At 43.0% G+C, this 12,082-nt stretch carries 13 protein-coding genes; 3 read left to right on the top strand and 10 right to left on the bottom strand.

Going from position 1 to position 12,082, the window contains the following annotated elements; genetic code table 11:
- The first annotated feature begins 47 nt into the window (after positions 1 to 47).
- On the top strand, positions 48 to 1,097 hold the full coding sequence (argF, locus tag PYW36_RS01260; protein WP_229717312.1) for an ornithine carbamoyltransferase: 1,050 nt from the start codon (positions 48 to 50) through the stop codon (positions 1,095 to 1,097).
- A gap of 113 nt (positions 1,098 to 1,210) precedes the next feature.
- On the opposite strand, the gene hisIE is transcribed toward argF, so the two are convergent.
- Genes hisIE through PYW36_RS01300 form a run of 9 tightly spaced genes read right to left on the bottom strand, consistent with a single transcriptional unit; the run spans position 1,211 to position 8,114 of the window.
- Positions 1,211 to 1,840, bottom strand: a complete 630-nt coding sequence (hisIE, locus tag PYW36_RS11340; RefSeq protein WP_103159077.1) for a bifunctional phosphoribosyl-AMP cyclohydrolase/phosphoribosyl-ATP diphosphatase HisIE — start codon at positions 1,838 to 1,840, stop codon at positions 1,211 to 1,213.
- Positions 1,837 to 2,595 carry an imidazole glycerol phosphate synthase subunit HisF gene (hisF, locus tag PYW36_RS11345; RefSeq protein WP_103159076.1) on the bottom strand — a complete coding sequence of 253 codons (759 nt, stop codon included), beginning with the start codon at positions 2,593 to 2,595 and terminating at the stop codon, positions 1,837 to 1,839. Before hisF ends, hisIE begins: the two co-directional genes overlap by 4 nt.
- The gene (gene hisA, locus PYW36_RS01270; RefSeq protein WP_037577139.1) at positions 2,592 to 3,296 is read right to left on the bottom strand and encodes a 1-(5-phosphoribosyl)-5-((5-phosphoribosylamino)methylideneamino)imidazole-4-carboxamide isomerase; all 705 of its coding nucleotides are present in this window, start codon (positions 3,294 to 3,296) and stop codon (positions 2,592 to 2,594) included. The genes hisF and hisA overlap by 4 nt, the downstream gene beginning before the upstream one ends.
- Positions 3,289 to 3,864: an imidazole glycerol phosphate synthase subunit HisH gene (hisH, locus tag PYW36_RS01275; protein WP_103159075.1), complete on the bottom strand. Its 576-nt coding sequence runs from the start codon at positions 3,862 to 3,864 to the stop codon at positions 3,289 to 3,291. The genes hisA and hisH overlap by 8 nt, the downstream gene beginning before the upstream one ends.
- Complete coding sequence (gene hisB / locus PYW36_RS01280; RefSeq protein ID WP_037577145.1) at positions 3,861 to 4,436, bottom strand: imidazoleglycerol-phosphate dehydratase HisB; 576 nt, start codon at positions 4,434 to 4,436, stop codon at positions 3,861 to 3,863. Before hisB ends, hisH begins: the two co-directional genes overlap by 4 nt.
- Positions 4,420 to 5,430, bottom strand: coding sequence for a pyridoxal phosphate-dependent aminotransferase (locus PYW36_RS01285; RefSeq protein WP_103159074.1), 1,011 nt, complete (start codon positions 5,428 to 5,430; stop codon positions 4,420 to 4,422). The genes hisB and PYW36_RS01285 overlap by 17 nt, the downstream gene beginning before the upstream one ends.
- A gap of 5 nt (positions 5,431 to 5,435) precedes the next feature.
- On the bottom strand, positions 5,436 to 6,686 hold the full coding sequence (gene hisD / locus PYW36_RS01290; protein WP_103159073.1) for a histidinol dehydrogenase: 1,251 nt from the start codon (positions 6,684 to 6,686) through the stop codon (positions 5,436 to 5,438).
- Positions 6,676 to 7,290 carry an ATP phosphoribosyltransferase gene (hisG, locus tag PYW36_RS01295; protein WP_037577148.1) on the bottom strand — a complete coding sequence of 205 codons (615 nt, stop codon included), beginning with the start codon at positions 7,288 to 7,290 and terminating at the stop codon, positions 6,676 to 6,678. The genes hisD and hisG overlap by 11 nt, the downstream gene beginning before the upstream one ends.
- The gene (locus tag PYW36_RS01300) at positions 7,287 to 8,114 is read right to left on the bottom strand and encodes an ATP phosphoribosyltransferase regulatory subunit (protein ID WP_103159085.1); all 828 of its coding nucleotides are present in this window, start codon (positions 8,112 to 8,114) and stop codon (positions 7,287 to 7,289) included. Before PYW36_RS01300 ends, hisG begins: the two co-directional genes overlap by 4 nt.
- A gap of 243 nt (positions 8,115 to 8,357) precedes the next feature.
- Here PYW36_RS01300 and deoC point away from each other — a divergent pair, with 243 nt between their 5' ends.
- Together deoC and deoB are read left to right on the top strand one after the other, a co-directional pair.
- Entirely contained in the window at positions 8,358 to 9,020 is a 663-nt protein-coding gene (gene deoC / locus PYW36_RS01305; protein ID WP_037577151.1) for a deoxyribose-phosphate aldolase, read from the top strand.
- Between the two features lie 35 nt (positions 9,021 to 9,055).
- The gene (gene deoB / locus PYW36_RS01310; RefSeq protein WP_105963306.1) at positions 9,056 to 10,231 is read left to right on the top strand and encodes a phosphopentomutase; all 1,176 of its coding nucleotides are present in this window, start codon (positions 9,056 to 9,058) and stop codon (positions 10,229 to 10,231) included.
- Positions 10,232 to 10,524: 293 nt separating this feature from the next.
- Here deoB and glpT read toward each other — a convergent pair whose 3' ends face one another.
- Positions 10,525 to 11,886 carry a glycerol-3-phosphate transporter gene (glpT, locus tag PYW36_RS01315; RefSeq protein WP_103159691.1) on the bottom strand — a complete coding sequence of 454 codons (1,362 nt, stop codon included), beginning with the start codon at positions 11,884 to 11,886 and terminating at the stop codon, positions 10,525 to 10,527.
- Positions 11,887 to 12,082: the final 196 nt, after the last annotated feature.

Here is a 12,082-nt window from a genome sequence, read left to right on the forward strand (position 1 = left end):
ATTATTCAACATACAGTATAAATATTATAAAAACTGTATAATTTCTCATAAGGGGACGTGATGAAGATGGGACGTACACAACTACTTTAAAACAAATTACTGACTTCAAAGGAAAGAGCTTTCTAAAAACAAGCGACTTTACAAAAGATGAACTCGAGACACTCATTGATTTTGCGATGGAACTGAAAGAGAAGAAACAACATCAGTTGCCGCATCCTTATTTGAAAGGGAAAAACATTGCGTTGCTTTTCGAAAAACCTTCCACACGTACAAGAGCCGCTTTTAGTGTGGCGGCAAAAGATTTAGGCGCCAATGTCGATGTTTATGGTGAAGGAGATTTTCATTTAGGTGTGAAAGAATCTATTGCCGATACCGCTAAAGTGTTTGGACGCATGTATGATGGCATTGAATTTAGAGGGTTCAAACAAGCCCACGTCGAAACATTAAGTGTCGCTTCAGGGGTACCCGTATGGAACGGCTTAACCAATGAATGGCATCCGACGCAAATGATTGCTGATTTTATGACGCTTAAGGAACATTTTGGGAAGTTAAAAAATAAAACCCTCACTTATGTAGGCGATGCCTCAAACAATGTCGCGCATGACTTGTTAGTGACAGGTGCAATTTTAGGCGTACATATCCATATTGCTGCACCATTATCGGCACAACCTGACGCCTCCGTACAGGAACTTGCACAACAGCTCGCTAAGCACAGTGGCGCAAACCTATGGATTACAGAAAATATTGAAGATGCGGTAAAACATACCGACGCCATTTACACAGATGTGTGGTTATCGATGGGGACCGACGACGCCGAATGGGAACAGCGTATTGAAGCGTTACTGCCTTATCAAGTGAATGGTGAGTTGTTAAACCTGACCCAAAATCCCAATGCGATCGTGATGCATTGCTTACCGGCATTTCATGACGTCGAAACATTCACAGCACAAAAAATACAAGCGCTTTACGGCCTCGAAGCGATGGAAATCACGGATGACGTTTTTCAAAGTGCACAATCGGTCGTATTTGAACAAGCAGAAAATCGTTTGCACTCCATCAAAGCTATCATCGCCGCCACATTAGGAGACGTTTTTTAAACAATATCATTGTAAATAGAGATAACAAAAACGCTTCAAACTCTAGGTTAAAAGAGTTTGAAGCGTTTTTGATGTTTTGAGGTGAAATAGGTCTTATCTAAAATGAAGTGACCTCACCATTTTTCAATATCGGCACGTTCACCTTTAAAGTTGTTTTTCGTTTGATGGCGTGCAGCCAGTTGCGCTTCGACATCGTCAATAGAAATCCCTTGTTCTTGCCATAAGACGGTCAAGTGATACAATAGGTCGGCGCTTTCTTCTATGAGTTCTGTGCGGTCATCTTTCATCGCGGCTATGACGACTTCAAAGGCTTCTTCACCAAATTTCTTGGTGATTTTTTCTTTGCCCTCGGTCATGAGGTAGTGGGTGTAAGAACCGGAGTCCTGTTCCTTGAGCCGCGTCGCAATGGAATGTTCTAACTGTTTCAGATGAAACGGCACAGGAGTGTCAAAACAACTTTGGGTCCCTTTATGACAGGTCGGGCCTTCAGGATGTACCCATAAAAGCAAGGTGTCTTGATCACAATCTAGATGCATCTCAACGACGCGTTGGACATGACCGGAAGACTCCCCTTTTTGCCATAAACGTTGTTTAGACCGTGAATAGAACCACGCAACGCCGGTCTCATTTGTTTTTTGAAAAGCAGCTTCATTCATATAACCTAACATGAGCACCTGTTGAGTATCAGCATCTTGTAATATGACAGGCAATAAGCCTTTTGAAAAATCAGGATGAAGTGTCATCGGACAGGGATCCCTCCTTTTTGAAGTTCGGTTTTAATGTCACGAATCGTCGTTTCTTTATCATGTAAAATACTTGCTGCGAGTCCAGCTGATACTAGGGTCTTTGTAAAAAGGTCTGTAAAGTGCGTCGCATGACCCCCGCCCCCAGAGGCAATGATAGGAATATTGACGCGACGTGCAATTTCATTTAAATGTTCCAAATCAAAGCCTTGTTTCATTCCATCGAAAGCCATGCTAGTGACGAGGAGTTCACCGGCACCGAGGGCTTCTACTTCTTGGACCCAATCGTAAACACGTTTGTCGGTACGTTGTTTACCGCCATGTGTACAACAAACGAAATCATCGAGTTGCGGGTCATATTGACTATCAATTGCGATACAAATACACTGTTTACCAAATTTGTCACTCGCTTGATGAATGAGGTCAGGGTTTTTTAGGGCAGCGGAGTTGAGGGATACTTTATCTGCCCCGTGGTTTAAGAGCTGAGAGATATCTTCTAATGTAGAAATACCACCGCCTACTGTTAACGGAATAAATAATTGTTCTGCCGTTTGACGAATGACCTCAAGTGTTAAATCATGGCCTTCTTCAGTTTTGGAAATATCTAAAAAGACCAGTTCATCAGCCCCAGCGGCATTGTAATAGAGTGCGAGGTCGACCGGGTCACCAATATCACGTAACCCTTTAAATTGAACCCCCTTAACGACGCGACCTTCTTTAACATCGAGGCAAGGGATAATCCGTTTTTTAATCATGAGAGCCCCTCCCAAAATGCCGGTTGGTGTGCAGCTTTACCGACAATCGCCGCATGAACGCCGAGTTGTTCGAGTTGTTGAAGATCTTGATGATGGCGAATCCCTCCAGAAGCAATGATAGGGACGTCAATGGCATCGACCAACAATTTTGTCACCTCAAAGTTAGGGCCTGCCAACTTGCCATCTTTAGAAATGTCGGTATAAATGAGCCCCCCTATAGGAAAGGTCGCAATTTTTTTGGAGAATGCTATTAAATCAAGTTCCGTGGATTCAAGCCAACCGTTCACTTTAATTTGACGTTCAAATGCATCAACGGAGACATAAAGTTTCCCGGGAAATAAGGTGCTCATTTCTTGGAGCCAACCGATATTTTTTATCGCTTGTGTCCCGACAATGCAGTAATCGACACCCGCTGCAAAGTAGGCACGCAAAGTTGCTTCTGTGCGAATGCCACCGCCGACTTCGACAGGTTTGTCGGTACGTTGCACAAGCGTTTGAATGTACGTCGCTTCAGTGGCGTATTGGTTTTTCGCTCCGATGAGGTCGACGATATGAATGCGATCGACACAAGCAAATTGCGAGTAAAAGTCGAGGCTCTCCTCAGCGGTGCGTTGCATTTTTTCTGACGTCTCGTAGTGTCCTTCCGTTAATCTGACACTTTCACCATCGATAAGGTCGATAGCGGGCCAAAGTTTAATCATGTATCCAACCTCCTTTGAGCGCTTGTTTTAAAATAGCTAATCCTGCGTCTCCACTTTTTTCAGGGTGAAACTGAATACCCATTGTTGTCCCTTGTTGAATAATAGCTGGAATCGCTGTGCCGTAATCCGCATAGGCAACCACAACATCGGTCATTGGCGCCTGATAACTATGAATAAAGTAGACATCGTCTTTTAATGTAGAATCATCACTATACAAGTTATTCCATCCCAGGTGAGGCACCGTGTAGGGCGTTTGGATGGCTTCGATTTTTCCAGGAATGCGTCCAAGCCCACGAACGTCACCTTCTGCACTCCAGTCATACAGTAATTGCATACCAAGACATATCCCAATGATGGATTGAGGGGTCGTTTTTAAAAAGGAGTCGAGTTGTAACCGCTCCATCGTCTTCATCGCATCTTTAAAATGACCCACGCCCGGTAAAATAAGGGTCTCCGCTTGTTCAAGGGTAGTGACGTCTCGTGTTAATACGACGTCATACCCTAAATGTTCGACGGCACGTTTCACGTTCAACACGTTGCCAAGACCGTAATCGACAATAGCAATCATTCAATCACGCCCTTTGAAGAGGGGATACGGGACTCAGCAGAAGGAGTTAACGCTTCTTTTAACGCACGTGCGAATGCTTTAAAGAGTGCTTCGATTTCGTGATGCGTATTGCCTTGATGTAAAAGGTCGAGATGTACAGTTAAACGGGCATTGATGACGAGCGCTCTAAAAAATTCTTCGACGAGTTCAGTATCAAAGGTGCCAACTTTTTCTTTGCTTAATGTCGCATGGAACGAGAGATAGGGACGACCGCTAATATCGACGACCGCGCGTGCTAAAGATTCGTCCATTGGAATATATGCTGTACCGTAACGTTCAAAATAGGGTTCGGCTTTCGTTTTTTGTAAAATGAGTTGGCCTAACACAATGCCAATATCTTCTGTCGTGTGGTGATCATCTACCCACGTATCCCCATCGACATCGATATGAAGCTTTATGCCGCTATGAAAGCTAAAGAGTGTTAACATATGGTCTAAAAATCCTACACCCGTGGCGATGTGCGTCTCACCAGGAGTGTCGATTTCGATGGCGATTTTTGTTTCTTTCGTTTCACGTTCAATTTGATACGTCATAGTGTTCACTCCATTCTTTCACGAGAGATTCAAAGGCCGTCAAATCCTCCTCGGTAATAATAGAATAACGGACACAATCTCCCATCGGTTGTTCGGTCTCGCTATTATAAAATCGCGGTAGGAAGCCACGAGCTTTTACATAGTTTCCTAAATCTAAAGCCGCTCTGCCACGTGTCAGCACAAAATTCGTCTCGCTCGGATAGACCGTCATCCAAGGGGTCGCATACGTGTATAAAATATTTTTAAGACCTTCACTCAAGGTGCGTTGCTGTTGGATGAACGCACTTGTTTCTGTAGGATGCGCAAAGAGGTGACGTCCGACTGCTAACGTGAAGCCACTCATCGGATACGGATGTTCGAGCTGTTTGACAATCTCGATAGTTGACGGTGTGCCAATGAGTACCCCTAAACGCAAACCTGCAATCGCAAACGCTTTAGACAATGTGCGCATACGAAGCAAATAATCGTTTGCTTTCATTTGAAGGGGGTTGGAAAATTCGACATACGCTTCATCGACCACCAAATAGCCTCCATATTCGGTCACCGCCTCAAGAATTTGTGCCACCTCTTTTTCATTAAAACGATGGCCTGTTGGATTGTGTGGATTACTAAAAATAAAGAAACACGGGCGTACTTCATGAATGCGATCAATAATGTCTTCGATGACAAAAGTTAAATCCTCACGCGCATCCACATAAGCGATGGGCCGTTGAACTTGACGGGCATAGTCTTGATACATGAAAAAGTCAGGATGCAAAGTCAGACATGGCCCTTTAGGCATCGTCAACATTAACTTTTGAATAAGGTCATCCGACCCATTCCCAATACAGATTTGATGTTCTGATAAATCACCATAATAGTGCGCATACGCTTGTTTAAACCGTTCGTACGCTTCATCAGGGTATAGATGATAGGCACATTGGTCTAATAGTTCATGTAACGTTGAGCGTGATAACGGTTGAAGCGGGCTTTCATTTTTATCCATATGAATCATGTCTGTCACCTCTGTTTTCGTATAGTTAGTGAATGTTGGTGGTTATAGAGCGCTTCTTCTTGAGCGATACGCATCGCCGCTTTTGCGGTTTGTTGATACGTCTTTTCAAACAGTTGAATGACGGTATGTTTCGTTAAAAAGTCGTTAACGCTTAAACCATGTTGAAAGCGCGCGGTGCCATTTGTAGGAAGCACGTGGCTTGGGCCAGCGATGTAATCTCCAATCGCTTCAGGCGCATAACGTCCGAGAAACAGAGTGCCTACATAAGAGATATAAGGGACATAATGTTCAGGTGAAGCTGTTTGGATAGACGCATGTTCCGGTGCAATCGCGTTCATCACGGCGCAACTTTCTTCAAAGTTAGCAGTATGAATTAAATAATGGTGATGCGCCAAACTTTCTTGAATGATGGCACTGCGCTCAGTTTGCGAAGCGATGGATTGAATGTTCTGCGCGAGCCGCTTTAAAAGTTCCTCATCTTCTGAAATGACAAATGTGCGTGCCATTTCATCATGTTCAGCTTGGGCCAATACATCATAAGTGACGTCCTTTAAACGACATGTTTCATCGATGATAAGGGCGATTTCGCTCGGACCGGCAATTTGATCAATGCCCACGTCACCGTAGACATATTTTTTAGCATAAGCGACATATTGATTGCCGGGACCGACAATTTTATCGACTTTTGGAATCGTTTCAGTCCCGTAAGCGAGAGCAGCAATGCTTTGGGCACCCCCAACTTGAAACACTTGGGTCACGCCAGCGATATAACAGGCGGCTAGCACACTTTTGGCAATGCCTTCTTTTTGAGGAGGCGTCACGACAATAATGTCATTGACCCCCGCCACTTTCGCAAGCGTTGCAGTCATTAAGACGGTAGAAGGATAGCTCGCTTTACCGCCAGGTACATAAATACCGACACGATTTAATGGACGATAAACTTCGTAAATTTCAGACGTTGCATCGCCATCCTGATAACGAATACTTGTTTGATAACGTGTGATGCGTTCGTGACTGAGTTCTAGTGCTTTGCGCAAATCTGCATCTAATGTCTCGTAAGCGTGTTGGAGATCAGTGTTTGGCACGTGCCAATGCGTCGGGACGATGCCATCAAATTGCGCGGTATAATCTTGTAGCGCAACATCCCCCTCACATTTCACACGTTCACATATCGTCGCCACAGCGTCATGGATGTGGGCATTAAATGAAGTTGTCGTTTTCAGTTGTTGTAAAAATGATTGTCCATTACGTATCAATGAGTGACACCCCCAACATTTGAATAAATGTATCGATTTCTTGTGAAGCCGTAAAAAAACTTTGGCGATTGGTGATGAGTTGTGCTTGAACATCTGAAATATGTTCTTTTTCAACAAGGCCATTAGATTTTAATGTATGACCGGTTTGGACAATATCGACAATGCCATCGACCATACCGATGACACAAGCCAATTCGATGGAGCCAGAAAGTTCAATCATTGCCACATCACGTCCCGTTTGTTTAAAATAGTCCGACGCCGCTTTAGGATAAGACGTAGCAATCTTTTGGTAAGTGGTTGTCTCTTCAAACGCTGCAACGGCTAAATGACAGTGGCCAAAAGGGAGGGCCAACAGTTGATTCACATCATAGGAGGCTTCATTTAAAATGTCGCTCCCTGTAATACCAATATCGGCATTGCCTTGTTCGACATATTTGGGTACGTCTGGGCCTTTGACAAATAAGAACCGATAGTGGTCAGTGGTTAATTGGAGCGCACGCCCACGATTGGAAAGTTGGGAGGCAAGTGTCGTATTGTCATGATTTTCGAGATATTCAATGAAACTTTTAAGTAAACGTCCTTTGGCTAATGCAACGGTAATCATTCTGTGGCCTCCTTTGTATTTAATGTTAATCCCAGTCCGAATCCTTCAAGTGTGCCCTTATAGTCGCCACCTGAAAGGACTTTTCCACTCGACAAATATATTTTAATAAACGTCCCTTTATAATAAGAACGTGGGGGTTGTGGAGTAATATCTAAATGGATATGCGCCACTCCTTGTTGATGGAGAAACGTTTCCCAGCGTGATAAACTCTGTAAAATTTTATGATCTTGCGGAAATAAAGTGTGTAGTTGTGCCAATTGCGCATCTGTAGGCGTACTTAACAGCTGAATAAGTGGATGCGAGACGCCTAATTGTGCTTTTAAGGCTGAAATATTACGTTGGCCTAGTAACTCCAACAGCGCTGGATCCTTTGCTTGTGTGCCTAAAAGCAGTTCTATCAATTCGAAATGACCGATGACGGCAAAATCGAGTGACTCTTGTAGGGTCGTTTCGATATAGGATTTGAAAAATTGGTAGGCATGTTGCACCGTTTGAATCGTGGGGTCATAACATTCTAAGCCGAGTTGGAGTGCTACATTTTGATGTCGGGCGATGGGACCACTATAAGCAAGCATAGAATGTTCGCGTTGATAAATAGAGTAATAGCGCATCAGTTGATCCGTAAAATCATTACGTAATGCGTATACATGATTGTCGCTTTGCCACATTGAACGCTCAGTCATTTGTTTGAGGTCATCGGGAGATAACTGTGTCCATGTGAGTGTTTCAATGAAATCTGTCTCAATAAGGGCAAAACCTTGTTGCTGTGCTTGTTGTAAAAACTCAAGTTCTTGTTGTTTACGTAAAATTGTGGGATTTTCCATAGTCATCGCCTCGCTTTTATTCTCTACCAAGTTAAAGTGTTTTTCGAAAGATGTATCCATACTAGCACGTCATTCATTTAAATTCAATGATTTTTCTGAAAAATAAAAATAATTAGAGATTTAAAGCGCATAAAGAGGAGATTTATGGAAGCGTAGTGGGATTCCTAGAGTATAATTAATCGTTTTTTGGTTGTTCGCATTGTATAATGAGAAACGAATAGGAAAGATAAAGGAGCATTCACAATGAATTTTGAAAAATATATTGATCACACATTATTAAAACCTGAATCGACACGCGACCAAATCGATCGCATTATCGAAGAAGCGAAAACGTATCATTTTAAATCCATTTGTATTAACCCAACACACGTGGCTTATGCCCACGACAAATTAGCGGACTCAGACGTTCTTGTTTGTACCGTGATTGGTTTCCCACTCGGCGCATCGACGAAAGAAGTCAAAGCGTTCGAAACGAAAAACGCCATTGAGAATGGGGCTGATGAAATCGACATGGTCATTAACATTGGTGCCTTGAAAGACGGTCGTTACGACGACGTTCAAGCTGATATCGCAGCGGTTGTGGAAGCGGCCCAAGGGAAAACAGTCAAAGTGATTATCGAAACAGTCTTATTAACAGACGAAGAAAAAGTGAAAGCGTGTCAATTAGCCCAAGCGGCGAACGCGACTTTCGTGAAAACCTCCACAGGCTTTGCCGGAGGCGGCGCGACTGTAGAAGACGTCAAATTAATGAAAGAAACCGTTGGCGACACGATGGAAGTGAAAGCGTCAGGCGGCGTGCGCAATTTAGACGACTTTAAAGCGATGGTTGACGCAGGTGCGACACGTATTGGCGCAAGTGCCGGTGTTCAAATTATGCAAGGGTTAGAGGCGGATTCAGATTACTAATTTTAGCTTGAGACAGAACAAGAGGAGGGGTTACAATGGCAACATTTAACCGTGTACATTTAATCGTCATGGACTCAGTCGGTATCGGAGAAGCGCCCGATGCTGCTAAATTTGGCGATGAAGGATCTCACACATTACGTCATACGTTACAAGGCTTTGATCAAGCGTTACCGAACTTACAAAAACTAGGCCTAGGCAATATTGATGACTTACCGGTCATCGACCGTGTCGACCATCCACAAGCGTACTATCACAAATTGAGTGAGGCCTCTGTCGGTAAAGATACGATGACGGGGCATTGGGAAATAATGGGTCTCAATATTATGCAGCCGTTTAAAGTGTATCCGAACGGTTTCCCAGAGGAACTCATTCAAGAAATCGAAAAGATGACGGGACGTAAAGTCGTGGCGAACCGTCCAGCATCAGGCACACAAATCATCGATGAGTGGGGCGAGCACCAAATGAAAACAGGGGACTTGATTGTTTATACGTCTGCCGACCCTGTGCTTCAAATCGCCGCACACGAAGACATCATTCCGTTAGAAGAACTCTACGATATTTGTGAAAAAGTGCGGGAACTCACGAAAGATCCCAAATATTTAATCGGACGGATTATCGCACGTCCTTATGTTGGTGAGCCTGGCAACTTTACCCGCACAAGCAACCGTCATGACTATGCGTTAAAACCGTTCGGTCAAACGGTCATGAACGCCTTAAAAGACGACGGCTACGATGTCATTGCGATTGGTAAAATCAACGACATTTATGACGGAGAAGGGGTCACAGAAGCCATTCGTACGAAAAGCAATATGGACGGTATGGATCAGTTGAACCACGTTGTTCAAAAAGATTTCAACGGGTTAAGCTTCTTAAACTTAGTTGACTTTGATGCCCTATATGGTCACCGTCGAGACAAACCGGGCTATGCCCAAGCCATCAAAGATTTTGATGAACGCTTGCCAGAGCTATTAGGAAACTTGCGAGAAGACGATTTACTCATCATTACGGCTGACCACGGCAACGACCCAACGGCAGAAGGTACAGACCATACACGCGAATATATTCCAGTGTTATGGTATAGCCCGAAATTCCAAGAAGGGGGCGAACTGAAAGGCGATACGACTTTCAGTTCTATTGGGGCAACCATCGCAGACAACTTCGGCGTGAAAGCACCAGAATTTGGCCACAGTTATTTAAGTGAATTAAAATAAAAGTCTATAACCAAATCGGACGAGTGAAAGGAATCCTACTTTTCACCCGTCCGATTTTTTATAAATAAAAAAGCGCAAACATCTCGAATATTAAAAGTGACCAAACAAATAATAAAGGAGAGATGATGCGCCTATAAAATATTATATAATAAATACACTAAATAATAAAATTTTTCGTATTAAGAGAGAATGAGGGACTAAAATATAAACAATATTATTTATGTCCTAGTTTCTCCTGTTTGACTATTTTTTAACACAACTAGCAATACAATGTCGTTTTATTCAATCATGAGTTATGATTTTACGACTTCTTGACCGCGTTTATTCCATGTGAAAATGAAACTGATCATCGCAAGAATACTGATGACTGTTAATAAAATAAAGCCAGCATTCCATCCGAATGCATCAACGACCAGTCCCATAATAATGTTCGCCATCACCGCACCGCCAAGGTAACCGAATAAACCTGTTAACCCAGCTGCAGTTCCAGCCGCTTTTTTCGGAACATAGTCTAACGCTTGAAGCCCAATTAACATCACAGGACCGTAGATTAAGAAACCAATCGCGATTAATGCTAAGTTGTCAACGAGAGGGTTGCCTGCAGGGTTTAACCAATACACTATGACCGCAATCGTCACACCTAACATAAAGATAAAGCCCGCTGGACCACGGCGACCTTTAAAGACTTTATCGGATAAATAACCACATAAAAGTGTGCCTGGGATACCTGCCCATTCATAAAGGAAATAGGCCCAACCTGAAGCTTTTAAATCAAAGCCTTTAGCCTCATTTAAAAATGTAGGCGCCCAGTCTAACACACCGTAGCGCACGAAATAAACAAAAATGTTCGCTACCGCAATCATCCATACCCATTTATTATTCAATACATATTTGAATAAAATTTCTTTCGTCGTCAATTCGACTTCGAGTGTTTCATGAGAATGACTTGGGTAATCGTTACGATGTTGTTCAATAGGAGGCAGACCCATCGATTGGGGCGTGTCTCGTACGAGTAAATAGGAAATGAGCGCAATGATTAAGGCAATGAGCGCAGGATAAATAAATGCACCTTCATAGCCTTTTAAATAACCGAAAGAGACAGTACCTGTTAAAGCAATCCCCATCAACGCAATCGGTGCCATTAAGCCCCCACCGACATTGTGGGCAACGTTCCAAATGGCTGTTTTACTTCCACGTTCACTCACGCTGAACCAATGAACGAGGACACGACCTGAAGGCGGCCATCCCATACCTTGGAACCAACCGTTTAAAAAGAGCATCACGAACATAATGAAAACACTCGACGTCAACGCAGGGATGAAGCCCATCATTAAGTTGACGAGGGCAGTGAGCACCAACCCGAGTGTTAAAAAGGTGCGTGCGTTACTTCTGTCACTGACGGTTCCCATAATAAATTTACTAAAGCCGTAAGCGATTGAAATGGCTGACAATGCAAAACCTAGTTCTGCTTTACTGAAGCCTTCTTCAATCAAATCAGGCATGACGAGTGAAAAGTTTTTTCGTAATAAGTAATAACCTGCATAACCAAGAAATATCCCTAAGAAAACTTGAAATCTCAGCTTCTTGTATGTATCGTCCACCTGCTCAGAGGGAAGGGGCTGAATATGTTTGGCAGGTTTTAAAAAGTTTGCCATAGTTTAACCTCCTGATGTCAAAAATAATATGGATAGCAAATAAACTGTAAGCGTTTACGCGTACTTTAATCATAGTGAGTGACAATATTAATGTCAATAAACTTTTTTATAATAATTATTTATTTTTACTCGTTTTTATTAGTGGACTTTTACATTGGGGAGGAAAAACTATGAATATGTATTAAATTTGATGAGC

It is taken from the genome of Staphylococcus chromogenes, from assembly GCF_029024625.1.
Taxonomy (GTDB): Bacteria; Bacillota; Bacilli; order Staphylococcales; family Staphylococcaceae; genus Staphylococcus; species Staphylococcus chromogenes.